Here is an 18418-nt window from a genome sequence, read left to right as displayed (position 1 = left end):
CGCTTTCGAGCGAGACCCGTCTTATTGAACGCCGTACCGAAGGAGACACCATGCGCCTGTCCAGGACCCTCACCGCCGGAGCCGCTCTCGTAGCGCTCGCTTCCCTGACCGGCTGCGGGGGCGGGGAGGGCCAGGTGGACGCGGGAATCGGCAGCCAGCCGACCGGGCCGAGCCTGCCGAAGGCGAAGGACGTTGCTTCGATGGAACGTTTCGTCAACCAGTACACCGTGTGCAAGGACCTGGAGACGGAAGCGACGGCGGGCGAGGCTGCCCGCACGGCCTTCGAAACCGTGCCCGAGGGAGCCGGCGCAGGCGTGAAGGAGCGGGCGTTCTGCGAAGCCGAGCGGGGCCAGCCGATCGTCCTGCTGACCGTCTCCGACATGAAGAAGTTCCTGCTTGGGCTCAAGGCTAAGGAGGAGGCGGGGAAGGACGGGGTCGCCCTGGTCGGGGCGGATTTCGCCGTCGTGCCCGACGACGGCGGCACAGTGGGCGCGCTGAAGTCCTCGGGACTGCTCGTCGCCTCGTGCAAGACCGACTTCAACAGCAAGATCCCGAGCGGGTACATCAAGCGTGAGGGCACCGTCCAGGGCTGCCTCATGACGGACTACTTCCCCGTGTAGCCCGCATCGCCGCCTCACCATTCGTCCGTTGCGGATATGCGCCGTAGCGACTGGCCGGGCAGCGGAAGCGGCCGCGACGTGATGCTGACCCGGCCCGAGACCGTCCATACGCCGTACCGAAGGAGACACCGTGCGCCTGTCCAGGACCCTCACCGCCGGAGCCGCTCTCGTAGCGCTCGCCTCTCTGACCGGCTGCGGGGGTGGCGGCGACGGCACGACCGACGATCTCGGCCTGCCGTCTGCCGGTGACATCGCCTCGATCGAGAAGTTCATCAATCAGCACGCCCAGTGCAAGAACCTGATGGGCGAGGACGAGGGAGAGGGCCTTCTGGAAGACGAGGCGAAGGACCCTGCCTGGGCCATCAAGGAGCGTGCCGTCTGTAAGGACGCCAGCAACCGGGTGATCACGCTGCTGGCGATTTCCGACATGGCGAAGTTCCAGGCCACGAACCGCAAGGCAGTGGCGAACAACAAGGACGCGGAAGTGCTGGTCGGAAAGAACTTCGCGGTCGTGCCGGTGGGCGACCACACCGTGAAAGCACTGATGGACGCCAAGATGCTCCTCCTGACCTGCAACCCGGACAACTACAAGATCCCGGGGGGTTACAAGCAGCACAAGGGGCTGGCCGAGGGCTGCGTCCTCACTGACTACATCCGCTCGTAGTCACCCACTCCCGCAATCCCTGTCGAGGAACTCCCGAAGGAAGCCGATGTCCGTGCGCCGTAGCGCCAAGTCACGTGGATCCACCGCAAAGGCCCCGTCTCCACTCGACCGGGTGCGGCGCGCCGGGCGTGCGGTGCGGGTCGGCGCCTTCTTGATGTTCGCTCTGCTCGCCCTGAGCATGGCCGTGCCCAACTCGGCGCAGGCCCTCAGCTTCTCCTGTCAGTTCACGGGCGACGACAACTACCAGATGGACAACCCCGGCCATATCGAATCGATCATGCCGGCCGTCAAGCAGTGGGAAGACAAACGCGGCAAGGACCTCAACGACACGACGGGCTTCTACGGAGGGCCCGCCGATATGCCCGAGCACGCCAGCAAATACACGATGTACGAGCTCACCGGCATGCGCGGCATGAACTGGTCCATGACCATGCGAGGCCTGGGAGACGCCTCTCAGGATCCAGGGTGGTGGGGGACGAACGCCAACGGCGCCGACAACTGCTCCATCATGAACTTCGTCAACAACGGCATAGCGGACACGGTGTTCGACATCACCAAGCTGCTGACCCGCACGGCCATCTCCATCAAGGAGTACGCCTCCAACCCCAGCCCCCTCAGCGGTCTGTACAAGGGGCGCAACAATGCCGTGGAGACGATCAAGAACAACGTCTTCATTCCCGCCGTCCCCGTCATGATCACCCTCACCGGAATCTGGGTGTTCGGCAAGTGGCGCAAGAACGAGATGCGCGAGGCATGGTCGGGCGTCGGGTGGGCCGCGCTGACCACGGTTGCCGTCGTGGCCATGCTTACTGGTTCCAACTACAACAAGTTCATCGACCAGGCAGACGCGGGCATCGCCCAAGGCAATGCCCTCCTCAGCGAGGAAGTTCTCCGTGGTCTCTCCGGGGAAATGCCGCCCCCCTGTGACCTGCCCGCTGGTGAGAAAAACCGAGGCGTGCGCGTCAACAGCTGCGCCATGTACGACACGCTTGTATTCCGTCCGTGGGCCCTGGGCCAGTTCGGCGAGCCGGGCATCAACTGCATTTTCCGGCGGGACCAGGGCAGCATCAAGGATAATGGCGAGTGTCAGCCAAAGAGTGTCACCAAGGACTGCGACTGGGGCAATCCGGGGACCGCACGCTGTGAGGATCTCCGGGTGCGCCAGTTGGTTGCCCAGTCCCGGACCAACAAGGAGATCCGCAAGGACCTCAAGAAGTACGAGGACAAGTGGATCCCCATCCGCTATGACATGGCGGGTGGCAAGGGCGCCAACCACAAGACGGGGGACCACTTCATCTACCCGGTCTCCTTTAACGAGTGGGCCGGCAGAAACGCCGGAGACCGGCTCGCGATCGCCTTCTACTCGTTGATCGCCGCGCTTATCGTCGGTCTCATGGTGATCGTGCTCAGCGCGCTCACGCTCTTGTGGCACGCGGTGACCCTCATCATGATCATCATGTTGCCGTTGATCGCCACACTCGGTATCCATCCGGCCCAGCAGAAATTGCTCAAGGGCTGGCTGGAGACCTTCATCCACAGCTTCGTGCTGCGTGCTGGCTTCGGTGTCGTCCTTACCGTGCTGTTGGTGCTGTACCAAATGATCCTGCCCGCCAGAATCTCTCTTGGCATGCAGTTGCTGATGCTTCTCCTGGTCACGATCGCCGTCGTGATGATGCTGAAGAAGCTCCTCTCCGGGGCTTACAGCCCGAAGATCGCGGGCGCCGAGGACGGGCTCGGCGTGGGCGACATGGCGAACTCGCTGAGCAGCAAGATCGGCGCACAGGGTCAGCGCCTCGCCAGCAATGCCGCTTCCGGTACGGCCAGGGCCGCGGGCCGGGTGACAGGCCGAGCCGCCGGGAACGCCGGCCGGGGCTTGGACAAGGTCATAACCGGGGGACGGCTGCAGAAGGGCGGCTGGATCGCCCCGAGCAACACCAAGCGGGGGCAGCGCAAGAGCGCGCAGGTGGGGGCGGAGCTTCAGAAGGACAATTACGAGGCCATGCAGAAGCGGAATGAAAAGGAAGAGGCGGCCGGTGACGGCTCCCCCTCCGCACCGTCCCAGCGCCGCAGCGGGCGGGTCAGCGCTACCAAACCCGCCGTATCGCAGGGGCCCGCGTCCGCGCCTGCTACGCCCGCACCCGCGCCTGCCACGCCCGCCCCCGTGCCGCAGCCCACTCCCCGCCCCAGCACCGGCCGAGTCAGCGCCGACGGCGGTCCTCCGCCGGTGGCGGCGGACCCGCGCACGCCGCAGCCGCCCACCCCGCCCCACCAGCCTCCGCCGCCCCGCAACGGCGACCGGATGCCCCGCTAGGAGTTCCAGACCGTGCCAAGCGTCATCACCGACCACCCACCGCAGGAGCTCGCCGCCGAGCTGGGCGCGCTCCTGCGCGTGGACTGGCGAGCCGTGTGGGCCGGTTATCCGGCGGACGAGGCCGGGCGCGCCGAGTGGTGTGCGGGCTTCGGCTGGCAGCCGCTCTGGCTCCAGTCGGGCCTGTGGGTCCGTACGGGCGCGGGCGGTCGCCTGCACCTGGCCTCCTCGGCCGCGCCCGGCCGGCCGGTGACCCGCGCCTCGTACACGGTGTGGAAGGTCAGGGACGACGGCCCTACGGGTGATGCGGACGCCGCGGCGGTCGCCCTCGGCCGCTTCGCCGCCCACCTCGCCCAACTGAGCGCCGTGCTCGGCCCTCCCGGCTGGCACGGCGCCTGGGACAGCCCAGGCTTCCCGGCGCCCCCCGCCCCGGGCCGGTGGGGCGACGCCGAAGCGCGCCTGGAGAACCAGGCCCCGTACCGGCTCGCCCAGTGGAGCTACCCGAACCCGCTCGCACCCGTGATCGTCCTCGATCTGGACTACGGGGCGGGTACGGCCGGGGCCCGGGGCGCGGGTGGTGGGACGATCTCTCTCACCTGCCACGGCCCGGCCGACCCGCAGGCGGCTGCCGGCCCGGGCTGGCTGCTGTGACGTACGAGACCCGAGGAAGAGACAGCAGCATGGACGCGACGTTCGAACCGCCGGTGAACCGCACCCCGCAGGAGCTCATCACCGAGTTGCGCGGGCTGTCCGACGTGGACTGGGAAACGGTGTGGAACGGCCCGCCGCTCCCCAGCCAGGGCCTTGACATGTGGTGCGCGCAGTTCGGCTGGACGCCGACCCAGTTCGAGTACGTGCTCAACGTCCGTACGGACACCGGCGGCGAGCTGACGTTGGAGGCTCAGGGCGGGAGCTGGGCGCCCGTGCAGAGCCTTTCCTATTGGGTGTGGGGCGAGTTGGCGGAGACCCCGGAAGGCAACCCCCAGGTGTTGGCCGAAGCGGAACGGGTCTGGCCGCTCTATCGCGACGCCGTGTCCTCCGTGCTCGGAGAGCCGGCCTGGGAAGGCGCCTGGGACTCCACCTTCTTCCCCGCGGAACTCGGTGCGTACACGATCCCCAATACACAAGACCGGTTTGAGGAAAAGGATCCCTATCGCATCGCCTACTGGGAGCTCGCGGCTCCGGGCGGCGCCCTCGCGAGCCTGCGCATCACCCCCGCCTTGGGTACCGCCGACGGGTCCGACGCCGGAGTGGTCAACATGGATCTGAGCGTCTATCCCCGCCCGCTGGAGGCCGGAGGCCGGTGAGCGCGGAACCGATACCCAAGGACATCGAAGAGGGCGCCCTGCGCCGGGCGAATGCCCGGTACGAGGCGAGCCTGGAGGCCAGGCGCAACCCGAAGGCCGTGGCTCAGCGCATCAAAGCCGCCGCCAAGGCGGCGGAGATGAAGCCGAAGGATTACATCGAGAGTCTGCTCGGTGACAAGGAGAAGCTCACCCCGCCTGACGGAACGCAGCCGATCAGCGCCTTCTGGTCGTACGGCATTGAGCACGCGCAGGCACCGCCGAACAGTGATGGTGTCCACTTCCTGGACCAGCGCTTCATCGCGGAGGAGTGGGCGGCCCAGCGCAACGAGTCGAATCCCGGCTCCGCCCAGACGCTGGAGACGACCCAAGGGGGTCGTGAACTCGACGACATGTTCCTCTGGGAAGCCAACGTCCTCAAGGCGCTCGGTGGCGTGAAGAACGGTTTCAAGCCCGGTTACGCCAAGGAGTGCTGGGCGAAGATTTCCGAGTCCTACGCCAAGGCGGCCGAAGGCCCGGTCGTCGTCTTCGCGGACAGGGCGGACACCCGGTCGATCCTCCACCAACAGGAACTCGTCGCCCTCCGCGAGAACCCCGAGGTCGGGCTCGACAACATCAACTTCGCCTACGAGCCCCCCGCCTCGTGGCCGAAGGAGACGCGCGCGGAGGCCGGTACGAACGCGGTCCGGGCCGTCGCGCAGTTCGACAATCCGACCCTCCCGCGGTACATCGACCCGTACGCGTACCCGGCCGACGAGCCGGAAGTCCGCAAAGCGAAGATCGACAACCTCCTGGCCGTCGCGACGCCGGCCCAGGAGGCGGTGGCCGTCGCGACGCCGGCCCAGGAGGCGGTGCCCCTCAAGGAACCGGTGCCCCTCAAGGAACCGGTGCCCCTCAAGGAACCGGCGGCCGTCAAGGAGCCGGCGACGCTCGAAGCCCCGCCGAAGAGCGTCCGTACCCCGCTGTGGCAGGTGGGCTTCAAGCCCACGCCCACCGCCGCCCGGCCCGCATCCCCCGGACCGGCCTCCGGCGCCGGCCCCGCGGCCGCTCCGGTCCTCACCCCTCGCCCCCTCGCCACAGGAATGGACGGCCCGGGATGACCTCTCGCCCCTCCCGCACCGGCGCCGCCATCGCGAGCGCAGTCGGTTCCGTCCGGCGCCTCCTGCGCCAGGAGAGGGACGATGCGTGGGCCGTGCGCCTGCTGCGCCGGATCGTCTTCGGGCTGGCCGCCGCCTACACGCTCTTCGCGCTCGCCTCGTCCAGCATGTCGTCCTTCATCACGGTGTGCGCGGTGCTCGCCCTCGCTGTTGCGGGATGGCTGATGCGCCGCCGCGGGCAGCTGCTGCTGGCGCTCGTCTCCACGACCGTCACCGCCGCGGTCACCGGCTATTTCGCGGCTGCGGCCGAGTTCGCCCTTGGCGCGTCCAGCCCCGTGCTCAGCGGACAGGCCGTATTCGGATACTGGGCGCTCGCCGCGATGGCGCTCCTGGGGGCCTGGATGCCCAAGGACCACCCCGGCCGCCGCGGTATCACCGTGGTGGCCGCGGACGTGGTCCTCGTGGTGACGTCCGGGGTGGGAACGGCATTTCCGACCGTCTCCGTCCCTCTCGGCTTTCTCGGCCTGACCCTGGTGCTGGTTGCCCGTGGCGGCGGAATCAGCGCGCTTCGGCGCCGGAGCGGGCGCGTGAAGCGGCTTTTCGCGCGCCGCGCCGTACCGGCTGCTGATACGGACCGTTAGTTTACTGATGGACAATCAACCTCGTTGTGCAGCAGGTAGGATCCTCAATTCGAGACAGCTTTGTGCATGTCAATTTTCCTGGCCTAGAGTCGCCTTGAGTAGTGATCGCCTCGGGGGAGACTTTTATGGTCACGACAGTACGCAGCATGCCGCCCGCATCCGTTCAGGCAGCCACCGCCTCCACACCTCTGCCCTGCCAGCGAAGGCCGGACATCTTCGGCCAGCCGCTGCTCGCGGACCCGCCGGCCGGTATGACGGGGCTCCCGCTCCAGGCGCGGAGGCGCCAGGCCCTCACGCACGCCGCCCGGCAGCTCTGCTCCTCCTGCCCGTTGTGGGCGGAGTGCCTGCGGGACTCCGTAGCGCAGTCCGATCCCGGTGGTTACGCGGCGGCCACCACCAAGCAGGACCGGCGGTGGATACGCCGCCGGATCGGGCTCGGCGACGCGCAGGGACGGCTGGCGCCGTGGCCGGACCGTGGGGGCCCGCCCATGGAAGTCGATGTCGTACTCGACGCGTTCGACGCGCTGCAGGAGCACCTGGCGAGCCGGCCCGCCCTTTCAGCGGCGGGTACGGCCGCGGGTACGAGTGCGAGTACGGGTACGGCTACAGGTACGGGTACGGGTCCCGGGGTCTTCGTCCCCGGGAAGGACAGGAAACACCGCGTCACGGCATGTGGACAGCCGGGCGCCGGTCAACGGATAGTCAACACACACGAGGTATCGATGGCGGCCCCGGCAGGCGAACGGATCACCTTCTCGCTCGACGATCCGGCTCGCGCCGTACAGAAGGCCGTCCTCGGCCCGCTGGTGCACTCGACGCTGCCCACCCTCGCCGCCACCGAGCAGATCGCCGCGATGCTGGTCCGAGCGCCCTCAGCGGGACTCAAGCCGCAACTCCTCGATGCTCTGCGGCAGGTGCGCCGGTGTCTTGAGGCGTGGCGTACGGCGTCGGGCGAGGAGGCATCGGACCGGCCGGCGGTCAGCGGGCTCACCGGATCGGTCGGCGTCGAGCTCGCGACCAGCGACCCGCTCACCGCCCTGCGGCAGGACATCTTCGAGCCCCTGCTGCACCGGCTCGCAGAATCGCTTCGCCGTATCGAGGCGCTCACGGCGGTGCTGAGCGGCGCCCCGGAGACCGAGGCCCCGGACGCCGACGCCGCGGGCGGTGAGCCCGCGCACGGCCCGGAACTGGCCGCGGTGCACACCGCGCTGCGCCAACTCGGCGTCCACATCGAGCAGTACGCCGCCGTCGCGCCGCGGGCTCAGATCCCCGCCCGGCCCGCTGACGCCGTTCGGCGCGACGCGCCGCCGCTGTGGTCCGTCCCGGACACCGCTTCGGGCGGCGCGCTCCCGCTCGCCCCGTGGAGCACGCCGAGCCTGCGGCAGGCCGTGGAGGAGGCGGTGACCTCCTTCCCGGGACCGTTCACCGGCCGGGACGTCCTGGTGGCGCTGCCCCCGGGGGCGTATCAGGATCCGGCGAAGTCGGTCAGCAACGTGCTGTCCGCCATGGTCAAGTCCGGTCGTCTGCTCCGTATATCCCGCGGCACGTACGCCGTGGCCTCCCCGTCCACCGGCGTACTCGCCGCGAGCTCCTGAGGGGCTGTGCCATGCATCCGACCCACCCGGCCACCGAAGTACGCGTCTTCTCCCACAGCGCGGGCCTGATCGACGGTGTTCCCGTCACCGCTCCGCCCTACGTCGACATCGAGGAGGTAGTCATCGCCATCCTCCAGCAGCGCGCCCAGGACATGGGCAGTCTGGCCGCGGCGACCATCACCGACGACCGCTACGGCGGCACGATCCGGATCCTGATCCACCCGGACGGCACCACCGAAGCGGCGGACTGAGCACCGCCGCGTAGACGTCCGGTTCACCCGCGGGTTCCCCCACGTGGGGGAGGCGCGGGGGCTCCTGCCGTCCTAGCCTCGAAGCATGGTCGACATCGAGATTCCCGAGGGGCTGGTCGAGGCACAGGTCGGCAACAACGGAGAGGAGGGGCGGGAGTTCATCGCGGCGCTGCCGGCGCGGGCGGCGGAGTTCTTGGAGCGGTGGGAGCTGCGGCGGACCGGGCCGGGGATGCACGGGTGGTCGGCGCTGGTGCTGCCGGTGGAGCGGGCCGACGGGAGCGCGGCCGCGCTGAAGTTGCAGCTGCTGGACGAGGAGAGCGCGGGGGAGGCGGCGGCGTTGCGCGCCTGGGGCGGTGAGGGCTGCGTGAGGCTGCTGGAGCACGACGAGGGCACGGGCACGCTGCTGCTGGAGCGGCTCGATGAGGGGCGGCATCTGTCGGCGCTGGCGCGGCGGGACTCCCGGCGGGCGGTGGAGGTCATCGCGCAGTTGCTGGCGCGGCTGACGTCGGTGGAGGCCCCGGAGGGGATGCGGGGGCTCGGGGACATGGCCGCCGGAATGCTGGACCGGGTGCCCGATGCGGTGGGGCGCTTGGCGGACGGGCGGACCCGGGGGCTGTTGCTGGACTGCGCGGCGGCGGTGGCGGAGGTCGCGGGGGAGCCGGGGGACCGGTTGCTGCACTGGGATCTGCACTACGACAACGTGCTTGCGGGCGGCAGGGAGCCGTGGCTGGCGATCGATCCGAAGCCGCTGGCCGGTGATCCGGGTTTCGATCTGCTGCCGGCGATCGTCAACAACTTCCGTGTCGAGGAGGTCCGATGGCGATTCGACCTGCTGACGGAGGCGCTGGGACTGGATCGGGAGCGGGCCCGGGCGTGGACGCTCGGGCGGGTGCTGCAGAACTGCCTGTGGGATGTCGAGGATGCGCAGGACGTTGAGGAGGGGGAGGTGGGGGAGGTGGGGGAGGTGGGGGAAGGCCCGCAGGAGGACCCGGAGGATTGGGAGGAGGAGACGTGGGAGGAGCAGTGGGCGGTGGCGGAGCTGCTGCTGAAGCGGTGACCCGGGGTGATGTGGCCGCGATTTAGGCTGCGGGCATGATCCGTAGTGCTGAAGTCACCGATGTCCCCGTCATCCACGCGATGATCCGTGAGCTCGCGGAGTACGAGAGGGTGCCGCACGAGGCGTGTGCCACCGAGGAGCAGCTGTGCGAGGCGCTGTTCGGGGAGCGGCCGGCGGCGTTCTCGCACATCGCGCAGACGCCGGACGGAGAGGTCGTCGGCTTCTCGGTCTGGTTCCTCAACTTCTCGACCTGGCGCGGGGTGCACGGCATTTACCTGGAGGACCTGTACGTACGGCCGGGCGTGCGCGGCGGCGGGTACGGGAAGGCCCTGCTGACGGAGCTGGCCCGGACGTGTGTGGAGCGGGGGTACGAGCGGCTGGAGTGGTCGGTGCTGAAGTGGAACGCGCCGGCGATCGCCTTCTACGAGGCCCTGGGCGCGCGCCCGCAGGAGGAGTGGTCGGTGTACCGGCTGACGGACGGGGCGTTGGCGGAGCTGGGGGCTTCGTAGCCGGGCCTGACGGGCGCCGAGGTCAAGAGGGGGGCGTTGTCAGTGCGGTAGGTCAGGATGGGCCAATGGTGCGAAAAAAGGGCGGCAGCAGCAGGAGACGGTGAAGGCGGCGCAGCGGCCGCAGGTGCGGCTGCCGGAGCTCGCGGTGTGGGAGGGCGGCCGGCTGGAGCCGGACGGGGACTACGACGGGTTGGAGTTCGCGGAGCTGGACCTGGCCGGGCAGGACGGTGCTGGGGCGCGGTTCATGGACTGTGCGGTGCGGCAGTGCGCGCTCGATGAGACGGGGCTCGCGAAGGCACGCTTCCTGGATTCGCTGCTGGAAGGCGTCCGGGGGGTGGGGACCGACCTGTCCGGGGCCTCGCTCCGGGACGTGGAGCTGGTGGACGCCCGGCTGGGCGGGGCGCAGCTGCACGGGGCGGTGCTGGAGCGGGTCCGGGTCCGTGGTGGCAAGATCGACTACTTGAACCTGCGGAAGGCTCGGCTCAAGGACGTGGTCTTCGAGGGTTGCGTGCTGGTGGAGCCCGACTTTGGCGGTGCGGTGCTGGAACGGGTGGAGTTCCGGGACTGCGTCCTGCGGGGGGTCGACTTCAGCGGCGTGCGGATGGTGGACGTGGATCTACGGGCGGCCGCGGAGCTGGGCATCGCGCGCGGGGTGGAGGCGCTGGCCGGGGCGGTGATCAGCCCGGGGCAGCTGTTCGAACTGGCGCCGGCACTGGCGGCGCAGCTGGGGGTGCGGGTGGTGGCGTAGCCGGGGCGGCGGGGCGAATGGTGGCGGGTGGGCAGCCGCCGCGGCAGGGGGGCGGGCGTGCCGCTGTCCCCGGGCCCGGGGGACTCGTACCGCACCGGGCGCTATCGGAGCGGGCGCGTCGGTACGTCCAAGGGCACGGGCACGTCTGCGCTGTTCCGGTGCGGGCGCGGAACCCTGCCCGGGCGTCCTTGCGGGCCGGCGCCGCCTGGCATGGCACCTCTTCGCGCTGTCGGAGCGCGCGGGCACGGTCACGTACGAACTTCGCCCCTCCGCCTTGCGATGCACCTCACCGGGCGACGCCACCTGATCCGCGGAGGCCGCCTGGGCACGCCTTAGGCGGGGACGCGGGGGAAGCGGGCCTGGAGGGTCCAGATGGCCGGGTTGTCGGCGAGGCCGTCGTGCATGTCGATGAGGTCCGCGATGAGGTCGTGGAGGAAATCGCGGGCCTCGCGGCGGAGCAGGCGGTGGCTGAAGGTCAGCGGGGCCTCCTCGGCGGGCATCCAGTCGGCCTCGACGTCCACCCAGCCGAAGCGGCGCTCGAAGAGCATGCGGTCCGAGGACTCGGTGAAGTCGAGTTCCGCGTACTGGCGGTTGGAGGAGCGGTTGCCGCGGGGGTCCTGGTCGAGCTGCTCCACGATGTCGCACAGCGCCCAGGCGAAGTCCAGTACGGGCACCCATCCCCAGGCTGTGGACACTTCCCGGTCCGCGATGGTGTCGGCGAGGTAGACGTCCCCGCAGAACAGGTCGTGGCGCAGGGTGTGGACGTCCGCCGAGCGGTAGTCGGTCTGCGGGGGGTCGGGGAAGCGCCGGGAGAGGGAGTAGCCGATGTCGAGCACGTACCCGATGGTGTCACGGGTTCGGCGGCGCGAGCGGCGCGGGCCGGGGGTGCGGGGGCCGGGGGTGCGGAGGTCAGGGGAGGAGGCGTTGTTCCTTGGCGACCGAGACCGCGCCCGCGCGGGTGTCGACGCCGAGTTTGTCGTAGATGCGGCCCAGGTGGGTCTTGACCGTGGCCTCGCTGATGAACAGGGCGCGGGCGATGTCGCGGTTGCCGAGGCCGCGGGCCAGCTGGCCGAGGATGTCCAGTTCGCGGTCGGTCAGGGTGGGGCGGGTGCCCCGCATCCGCGCCATCACGCGGGTGGCCACCGGTGGCGAGAGGGTGGTGCGGCCCTGGGCGGCCGAGTGGATGGCGGTGAAGAGCTCCTCCGGGCGTTCGGCCTTGAGGAGGTAGCCCGTCGCGCCCGCTCCGATCGCCCGGGTGATGTCCGCGTCCGTGTCGTACGTGGTGAGGACCAGGACGTGCGGCGGATCGGGGAGGGCCGTGATGCGGCGGGTGGCCTCGACGCCGTCGATGCCGTCTCCGAGCTGGAGGTCCATCAGGACCACGTCCGGCCGGAGTCTGGCCGCCAGGGCGACCGCTTCCTCGCCGCTGCCCGCCTCGCCGAGGACTTCGATGTCCGGTTCGCTGCCGAGCAGCGCCAGGAGTCCGGCGCGGACGACCACGTGGTCGTCACAGAGGAGGATCGTCGTCATCCGGTGGGCTCCAGGGGGATGGCCGCGGAGAGGACCGTGCCCTCGCCCGGCGTCGATTCGATGGTCAGCGTGCCGCCGAGCTGGCGGACGCGGGCTCGCATCGCCGGGAGGCCGTGGCCGCGGTTCGTGGCCGTGCCGGCGCTGTTGGGCGCGGGCGTGGGCGCGGGCGTGGGTGCGGGCGTTGGCGTGGACCTGGCGCTGGTGCCTGTGCCGGGACGGGGCTCGGGGAAACCGTGGCCGTCGTCGGCGATGTCCAGGACCACCTGGTCGCCCAGGAAGCTCAGGGTGAGTGCGGCCGTACGGGCGCCGGAGTGTTCGCGGACGTTGGCCAGCGCGCCCTGGGCTATGCGCAGCAGCGCCGACTGGACGCGGTCCGGGAGCCGGGCGGGGGTGCCTTCGAGGTGGAAGCGGACGTCGATGTCCGGGCCGGCGTCGAGGGCGCGCAGGGCGTCGGCGAGACCGGCACCGCCGGCCAGTTCGGGCGGGGCCAGGTCGTGGACGAGCCGTCGCGCCTCGGCGAGCCCGCGTGCGGCGATGCCGGTGGCGGTACGGACGTGCGCGCGGGCCGTCTCCGGGTCGGTGTCCCAGGTACGGTCCGCCGCCTGGAGCAGCATCTGCTGGCTGGACAGGTTCTGGGCGAGGGTGTCGTGGATCTCCATGGACAGCCGCTGCCGTTCGGCGAGGGTGCCTTCACGGCGCTCGGTGGCGGCCAGTTCCCGGCGGGTCCGGATCAGGTCGTCGATCAGCGACTGCTGGGCCTGCGCCTGGCGTTCCATGTGGACGAAGACGGCGGTGGCGAGGGCCGCGACGGCGGGCGGCGCCACCAGGAGGTTGGGGTCGAAGGCGGTGGCCAGCTGGAGCTGGGCCGTCACGACGAACGCGGTCAGCAGGGCCACGAGGACGATCGCGGCGCGTGGGGGCAGGGTGCGCAGGGCGGTGAAGAAGAGGGGCACCGCGCACCAGGCGAAGCTCGGCGCGAGGACCACCAGGACCACCCAGGTGGCGACGATCAGGCCGAGCCAGACGAGCCGGCCGGTGGGCTGCGCCGCCGCCGGGGGGCGCAGCCGGCCCGTCCCGCCGGGCGCTCGCGTAGGGCCGCCGGGCGCTCGCGTGGTGGGGCGGGGCTGTCGGGCGCCGACGGCGGGGCCGAGGACGTACAGCAGGGCCAGGGTGATGCTGAGGGCGATGATCCACGGGGTGCGGGGTTCGCCCGGGTGCCGGAGCAGGAAGCGGACCACCGAGGCACCCAGGAGCAGGAAGAACGCCGCATGCATGACGGTGGCCAGGGCGCGGGTGTCGGCGTTCCGCGGGGCGTGGCTCACGAGGTGCTCCTGGGGTGGGTGGTACGTACTCCCATCCTGCCGTGTGCCTGCGGCGCGGGCGGGCTGTCGGGGCGGGGCCTCGGGGCCGGGGGTGCGGCGGCGTAGGGGTGGGTGCCGAACCCTGGCTGGTGCGTACGGCCGGTGCGTACGGCGGGTCCGTACGGCCGCCACCGCGCGCAGGGTGCGGGGATGAGCCCGTACGGCGGCCGCCTCGCCCCCTCGGGCGCCGGGTGCTGCGGCGGCATGAGGCCGCGGCGGCTCCCGTAGGCGGGGGCGCCTGCCGGTGGCGGCTTCCGGGCGGGTGGCGGTCCTGGCCGGTGGCCCGGTTTCCTTCACGGGTGCTGTGGGAGCGGGCGGGACAGGGGTCAGCCAAGCCGATGCGGGACGGCGGGCGCATCAGCCGATCGGTTGACCCCGGGGTCAACCGGTGCGCTGCCCGGTACGAGCCGGTCCGGGGACCGGTCGGCTCGGGGTTCGGGCCCAGGCTTGCAGCAGTGGATGAGCCGGCCCGCCCGGACCGTCCCGATGCCGCCACCGTACTCAGGAGCAGAGATGAACACCCGCACCCGCGTCCTCACCGGTACCGCCCTCGCCGTCGCGCTCGGCGCCGGGACCTTCGGCGCCGTCAGCGCCAGCGCCAGCGCCGCCCCGGCCGCCGCCCCCGCAGCCGTCGTGAAGGAGGCGGACGACAAGAACTTCACCACCTCCACCCACCTCACCGTCGACGCCGCCACCCGCGCCGCGCAGGCCGCGCTCCAGGCGGCCCAGAAGGAGAACCAGAAGGTGACGGTCGCGGTCGTGGACCGCAACGGCAACACCATCGTCACCCTGCGCGGCGACGGCGCCGGCCCGCAGTCCTACGAGTCGGCGCAGCGCAAGGCCTACACCGCCGTGTCGTGGAACGCGCCGACCTCCGTGCTCGCGGGCCGCCTCGCCCAGACCCCGAACCTGAAGGACATCCCGGGCACCCTCTTCCTCGGCGGCGGCACCCCGGTGCAGGCCGGCGGCGCCCCGGTCGCCGGTATCGGGGTGGCCGGCGCGCCCAGCGGTGACCTGGACGAGAAGTTCGCCAAGGCGGGCGCCGACTCGCTGGCCCACTGATCCCGGCCACCAGACCCCCCAGGTCCTCACATCAGCGCCGGTCAGGCGCTCGGGGAGCGCCGCCTCGGCCGGCCGCCGGATCCGCAAGCGGCGCCCCGGCCGCGCTTAGGATCGAGCGCGTGGAACACCGCGCCTTCAGCCGCCTCACCGCCGCCGCCGTCGCCGCCCTGCTCGCCGTCACCACGGCCTGTACGGGCGGCCCGGTGCAGGGGCGGCCCGGCGCGTCGGGGCTGCGCGACCCGTACTTCCCGAAGGCCGGCAACGGCGGCTACCAGGTCGACCACTACGAGCTCGACCTCGCCTACGACCCCGCCGACGGCAAGTTGAACGGCACGGCCGTCATCACCGCCCGCGCCGAGCAGGCGCTCAGCTCCTTCAACCTCGACCTCACCGGCCTGCGCGTCGAGGGGGTGACGGTGCAGGGCGCGGGAGCCCGGTACAACCGCTCCGGCAACGAGCTGACCGTGCGTCCGGCCGAGGACCTGAAGCAGGGCGAGGTCTTCCGTACGGAGGTCGACTACGGCGGCACGCCCAGGACCGTCACCGACGCCGACGGTTCCGAGGAGGGCTGGATCACCACGGAGGACGGCGCGGTGGGCGTCGGCGAGCCGGTCGGGTCGATGGCCTGGTTCCCCGGCAACCACCACCCGAGCGACAAGGCCGTCTACGACATCACCCTCACCGTCCCGGCCGGCTACGAGGCCGTCTCCAACGGAGAGTTGCGGTCGCGCACCGAAGTGGACGGCGGGCGGACACAGTTCGCGTGGCACAGCCCGGAACCGATGGCGAGTTACCTGGCCACCGCCGCCGTCGGCGAGTACCGGGTCACGAAGGAACGGATCCCCGGGTCGGGGCTCGCGCTCTACAACGCCGTGGCACCCGGGGAGGCGGCGGCGAGCGAGGCCGCCCTCGCGCGGCTTCCCGAGATGGTGGAGTGGGGCAGCGGCAGGTTCGGCCCGTACCCCTTCAGCACGGCGGGGGCGATCGTCCTGCCCGCCGGCACCCTGCTCTACGCGCTGGAGACGCAGACCAGGCCCGTCTTCTCCGGCGCGCCCGACGAGCAGCTCGTCCTGCACGAGCTCGCCCACCAGTGGTTCGGCGACTCCGTGTCGCCGAAGTCCTGGAAGGACATGTGGCTCAACGAGGGCTTCGCGACGTACGCCGAGTGGCTGTGGGCCGAGGACCACGGCGGGAGCACCGCGCAGGAGCGGTTCGACGCGTTCCTGGAGGGGGACACGGACGTCGACGCGAACGCCGGCTCGGACTGGGACGCCTTCCCGCCCGCCGCGCCGCCCGGCCCCGAGCACATCTCGGGGAGTCCGGTCTACTTCCGCGGTGCGATGGTGCTGCACCGGATCCGCCAGGAGGTGGGCGACGAGAAGTTCTCCGCCCTGCTGCGCGGCTGGGCCGCCGACCACCGGCACGGCAATGCCGCCACGGCGGACTTCACCGCCTACGCGGAGCGGAGCACGGGGCAGGACCTGAAGAAGGTCTGGGACGGCTGGCTGTACGGGCAGGGCCGCCCCGAGCCCGCCCCGTAGCGCGGCGGTGCAGGCTGAGGGGCCCTCGCGCTTCCGGGCTGCCGAAGGCGTACGGCCCCTCCTGCCGCGGTGGTGAAGCTCCCTCCCCGGATGGTCGGGAGGGGGCTTCACCGAGCAACGGACCCTGAGCTCCGCAGCAGGCCGCAGCCGAGCCGGGGCCCTGATGTGGCGCCGGGTCCGGACGGACTCAGACGTTGACGCCGAAGTCCTGGGCGATGCCGGTGAGGCCGGAGGCGTAACCCTGGCCGACCGCGCGGAACTTCCACTCGGCGCCATTGCGGTAGAGCTCGCCGAAGACCATGGCGGTCTCGGTCGCCGCGTCCTCGGAGAGGTCGTAGCGCGCGATCTCGGAGCCGCCCGCCTGGTTCACGACGCGGATGTACGCGTTGCGGACCTGGCCGAAGTTCTGGCTGCGGGCCTCGGCGTCGTAGATGGAGACCGGGAAGACGATCTTGTCTACGTCGGCCGGCAGGCCGGCGAGGTTGACATTGATGGCCTCGTCGTCGCCCGCGCCCTCGCCGGTGCGGTTGTCACCGGTGTGGACGATGGTCTGGTCCGGGGTGGACTTGTTGTTGAAGAAGACGAAGTGTCCGTCCGAGACGACCTTGCCCGTCGGGTTCACCGCGATGGCGGACGCGTCGAGGTCGAAGTCGACACCGGTCGTCGTCCGGACGTCCCAGCCGAGGCCGACCGTGACGGCGGTGAGGCCGGGGGCCTCCTTCGTGAGCGAGACGTTGCCGCCTTTGGACAGGCTTACTGCCATCGGAATGTCCCTTTCTTCGTACAACGTGCACGTACTGACCGCGAGATGCGGTCAAGTTACCGCTGATTGTCTAACGCGAGGAGGGGCCACTCGGGTTCCCGCCTGAAATGTGGATGACGAGGCCGGGACGGCAGCGGATCATAGGGGCATGCCTGGTCCCTATGTCATCCGTGGTTCGGTCGTGCTCCCCGAGGGCGAGCTCGCCTGGCGTTTCTCGCGGTCATCCGGGCCGGGCGGGCAGCACGTGAACACCTCGGACTCGCGGGTGGAGCTGCTCTTCGACCTCGCGGCGACGAACGCGCTGCCGGAGGTGTGGAAGGCCCGGGCGCTGGAGCGGCTCGCGACCCGGCTGGTGGACGGGGTGCTGACGGTACGGGCCTCCGAGCACCGGTCGCAGTTCCGCAACCGCGAGATGGCGCTGGTCCGGCTGGCCTCCCTGCTCGCGGAGGCGACGGCGCCGCCGCCGAAGCCGCGCCGGGCGACGAAGATCCCGCGGGGCATCAATGAACGCCGGCTGCGGGAGAAGAAGGCCCGGGCGGAGACCAAGCGGGGCCGCACCGGCCGCGACTGGTAGCCCGCCTGGCCGGACCTGCCGGACCTGCCGGACCTGCCGGGACCTGCCCGACCTCCCGGGCCTCCAGACCTCCCGGGCCCCCGGTCACGGTCCCGCCCCGCCCGGCCCGCGAGAAACACCCCCTACAAGTCCAGGTGCCGGTACCGGCCGCGGAAGTACGTCAGGGGCGGCGCGTCCGCGGCCGGCAGCGCGGTGGTCAGCACGCGGCCCACGACCAGGGTGTGGTCGCCCGCCGCGACGCGGTTCTCCGTACGGCATTCCAGGGTGGCGAGGGAGCCCGTCAGCAGCGGTGCGCCGGAGACCGCGCCGCGGACGTACGGGAGGTCAGCGAAGAGCAGGCGGTCGCTGATGCGGCCCTTCATCGCGAAGCGGCTCGCCACCTGCACCTGGTGGTCGGCGAGGACGGAGACGCCCCACAGCGGCTGCTCCGCGAGCAGGTCGTCCATCCGGGAGCCCTCGCGCAGGCTCACCACCACCAGCGGCGGGTCCAGGGACACGGACATGAAGGCGGTCGCCGTCATGCCGGCGTCCTCGCCGCGCGGGCCTTCGGCCGTCAGCGGCGTCTCGTGCGCGGTGATCAGGCACACGCCCGCCGCCAGCCGGGACATCGCGGCCAGGAACTCGTCGTTGCTCACCCCCTCAGGATGGGGGGTGAGGTGCGGGCCGGGGAGCGCAGGGGTCGTCTTGGGCACCCTCCAACGCTAAGCGCGCGGGCCCCGCCGCACATCGGGCGCAGGTCCGAGCCGCGTCCCCACCCCTCGGCCTAGGCCGAGGGCGTACGTTTGCCCCTGTG

General features: G+C 71.1%; 20 protein-coding genes. 15 read left to right on the top strand and 5 right to left on the bottom strand.

All coding sequences use genetic code 11. The annotated features are described in order from the left end of the window. The first annotated feature begins 50 nt into the window (after positions 1–50). The 12 genes from ACWDX7_RS12765 (at position 51) to ACWDX7_RS12710 (ending at position 10794) form a co-directional block, all read left to right on the top strand. Positions 51–620, top strand: a complete 570-nt coding sequence (locus ACWDX7_RS12765; protein ID WP_451490461.1) for a hypothetical protein — start codon at positions 51–53, stop codon at positions 618–620. Between the two features lie 130 nt (positions 621–750). Beyond that, entirely contained in the window at positions 751–1284 is a 534-nt protein-coding gene (locus tag ACWDX7_RS12760) for a hypothetical protein (protein WP_451490462.1), read from the top strand. A gap of 52 nt (positions 1285–1336) precedes the next feature. Further along, complete coding sequence (locus tag ACWDX7_RS12755) at positions 1337–3595, top strand: hypothetical protein (RefSeq protein ID WP_451490463.1); 2259 nt, start codon at positions 1337–1339, stop codon at positions 3593–3595. A gap of 12 nt (positions 3596–3607) precedes the next feature. After that, the gene (locus tag ACWDX7_RS12750) at positions 3608–4243 is read left to right on the top strand and encodes a hypothetical protein (protein WP_451490464.1); all 636 of its coding nucleotides are present in this window, start codon (positions 3608–3610) and stop codon (positions 4241–4243) included. A 29-nt stretch (positions 4244–4272) separates the two neighbouring features. Then, the gene (locus tag ACWDX7_RS12745) at positions 4273–4899 is read left to right on the top strand and encodes a hypothetical protein (protein WP_451490465.1); all 627 of its coding nucleotides are present in this window, start codon (positions 4273–4275) and stop codon (positions 4897–4899) included. Beyond that, positions 4896–5996 carry a hypothetical protein gene (locus tag ACWDX7_RS12740; RefSeq protein ID WP_451490466.1) on the top strand — a complete coding sequence of 367 codons (1101 nt, stop codon included), beginning with the start codon at positions 4896–4898 and terminating at the stop codon, positions 5994–5996. The genes ACWDX7_RS12745 and ACWDX7_RS12740 overlap by 4 nt, the downstream gene beginning before the upstream one ends. Beyond that, positions 5993–6634, top strand: a complete 642-nt coding sequence (locus ACWDX7_RS12735; RefSeq protein WP_451750402.1) for a hypothetical protein — start codon at positions 5993–5995, stop codon at positions 6632–6634. The genes ACWDX7_RS12740 and ACWDX7_RS12735 overlap by 4 nt, the downstream gene beginning before the upstream one ends. Before the next feature lie 146 nt (positions 6635–6780). Continuing rightward, entirely contained in the window at positions 6781–8229 is a 1449-nt protein-coding gene (locus ACWDX7_RS12730; protein ID WP_451490468.1) for a WhiB family transcriptional regulator, read from the top strand. Between the two features lie 11 nt (positions 8230–8240). Continuing rightward, positions 8241–8480: a hypothetical protein gene (locus ACWDX7_RS12725; RefSeq protein WP_451490469.1), complete on the top strand. Its 240-nt coding sequence runs from the start codon at positions 8241–8243 to the stop codon at positions 8478–8480. An 85-nt stretch (positions 8481–8565) separates the two neighbouring features. Further along, positions 8566–9537, top strand: coding sequence for an aminoglycoside phosphotransferase family protein (locus ACWDX7_RS12720; protein ID WP_451490470.1), 972 nt, complete (start codon positions 8566–8568; stop codon positions 9535–9537). Positions 9538–9572: 35 nt separating this feature from the next. After that, positions 9573–10046, top strand: a complete 474-nt coding sequence (locus tag ACWDX7_RS12715) for an N-acetyltransferase family protein (RefSeq protein ID WP_451490471.1) — start codon at positions 9573–9575, stop codon at positions 10044–10046. Between the two features lie 100 nt (positions 10047–10146). Continuing rightward, entirely contained in the window at positions 10147–10794 is a 648-nt protein-coding gene (locus ACWDX7_RS12710) for a pentapeptide repeat-containing protein (RefSeq protein ID WP_451490472.1), read from the top strand. A gap of 332 nt (positions 10795–11126) precedes the next feature. Here the strand turns inward: ACWDX7_RS12710 and ACWDX7_RS12705 are convergent, their stop codons facing one another. The 3 genes from ACWDX7_RS12705 to ACWDX7_RS12695 form a co-directional block, all read right to left on the bottom strand. Continuing rightward, positions 11127–11630: a hypothetical protein gene (locus ACWDX7_RS12705; RefSeq protein ID WP_451490473.1), complete on the bottom strand. Its 504-nt coding sequence runs from the start codon at positions 11628–11630 to the stop codon at positions 11127–11129. Between the two features lie 73 nt (positions 11631–11703). Then, positions 11704–12324, bottom strand: coding sequence for a response regulator (locus ACWDX7_RS12700; RefSeq protein ID WP_451490474.1), 621 nt, complete (start codon positions 12322–12324; stop codon positions 11704–11706). Continuing rightward, positions 12321–13598, bottom strand: a complete 1278-nt coding sequence (locus ACWDX7_RS12695) for a sensor histidine kinase (protein ID WP_451490570.1) — start codon at positions 13596–13598, stop codon at positions 12321–12323. The genes ACWDX7_RS12700 and ACWDX7_RS12695 overlap by 4 nt, the downstream gene beginning before the upstream one ends. A 600-nt stretch (positions 13599–14198) precedes the next feature. Here ACWDX7_RS12695 and ACWDX7_RS12690 point away from each other — a divergent pair. Beyond that, positions 14199–14747, top strand: a complete 549-nt coding sequence (locus ACWDX7_RS12690) for a GlcG/HbpS family heme-binding protein (protein WP_451490475.1) — start codon at positions 14199–14201, stop codon at positions 14745–14747. Between the two features lie 119 nt (positions 14748–14866). Next, positions 14867–16288 (top strand): M1 family metallopeptidase, encoded by a 1422-nt coding sequence (locus tag ACWDX7_RS12685; protein WP_451490476.1) that lies wholly within the window; start codon positions 14867–14869, stop codon positions 16286–16288. A 187-nt stretch (positions 16289–16475) separates the two neighbouring features. Here ACWDX7_RS12685 and ACWDX7_RS12680 read toward each other — a convergent pair whose 3' ends face one another. Then, positions 16476–17051, bottom strand: coding sequence for a TerD family protein (locus ACWDX7_RS12680; RefSeq protein WP_451490477.1), 576 nt, complete (start codon positions 17049–17051; stop codon positions 16476–16478). A 148-nt stretch (positions 17052–17199) separates the two neighbouring features. Between ACWDX7_RS12680 and arfB the strand changes: the two genes are divergently transcribed. Further along, on the top strand, positions 17200–17625 hold the full coding sequence (arfB, locus tag ACWDX7_RS12675) for an alternative ribosome rescue aminoacyl-tRNA hydrolase ArfB (protein WP_451490478.1): 426 nt from the start codon (positions 17200–17202) through the stop codon (positions 17623–17625). Between the two features lie 122 nt (positions 17626–17747). On the opposite strand, the gene ACWDX7_RS12670 is transcribed toward arfB, so the two are convergent. Continuing rightward, complete coding sequence (locus ACWDX7_RS12670) at positions 17748–18317, bottom strand: flavin reductase family protein (protein ID WP_451490479.1); 570 nt, start codon at positions 18315–18317, stop codon at positions 17748–17750. Positions 18318–18418: the final 101 nt, after the last annotated feature.

It is taken from the genome of Streptomyces sp. NPDC003034 (assembly GCF_053591375.1).
This window is presented reverse-complemented; position numbering and strand designations above follow the sequence as displayed.

Coding starts and splice junctions, on each gene's coding strand:
- ACWDX7_RS12765 (WP_451490461.1), top strand. CDS start 51: ATGCGCCTGTCCAGGACCCTCACCGCCGGAGCCGCTCTCGTAGCGCTC.
- ACWDX7_RS12745 (WP_451490465.1), top strand. CDS start 4,273: ATGGACGCGACGTTCGAACCGCCGGTGAACCGCACCCCGCAGGAGCTC.
- ACWDX7_RS12735 (WP_451750402.1), top strand. CDS start 5,993: ATGACCTCTCGCCCCTCCCGCACCGGCGCCGCCATCGCGAGCGCAGTC.
- ACWDX7_RS12730 (WP_451490468.1), top strand. CDS start 6,781: ATGCCGCCCGCATCCGTTCAGGCAGCCACCGCCTCCACACCTCTGCCC.
- ACWDX7_RS12725 (WP_451490469.1), top strand. CDS start 8,241: ATGCATCCGACCCACCCGGCCACCGAAGTACGCGTCTTCTCCCACAGC.
- ACWDX7_RS12720 (WP_451490470.1), top strand. CDS start 8,566: ATGGTCGACATCGAGATTCCCGAGGGGCTGGTCGAGGCACAGGTCGGC.
- ACWDX7_RS12715 (WP_451490471.1), top strand. CDS start 9,573: ATGATCCGTAGTGCTGAAGTCACCGATGTCCCCGTCATCCACGCGATG.
- ACWDX7_RS12700 (WP_451490474.1), bottom strand. CDS start 12,324: ATGACGACGATCCTCCTCTGTGACGACCACGTGGTCGTCCGCGCCGGA.
- ACWDX7_RS12695 (WP_451490570.1), bottom strand. CDS start 13,598: ATGCATGCGGCGTTCTTCCTGCTCCTGGGTGCCTCGGTGGTCCGCTTC.
- ACWDX7_RS12690 (WP_451490475.1), top strand. CDS start 14,199: ATGAACACCCGCACCCGCGTCCTCACCGGTACCGCCCTCGCCGTCGCG.
- ACWDX7_RS12680 (WP_451490477.1), bottom strand. CDS start 17,051: ATGGCAGTAAGCCTGTCCAAAGGCGGCAACGTCTCGCTCACGAAGGAG.
- arfB (WP_451490478.1), top strand. CDS start 17,200: ATGCCTGGTCCCTATGTCATCCGTGGTTCGGTCGTGCTCCCCGAGGGC.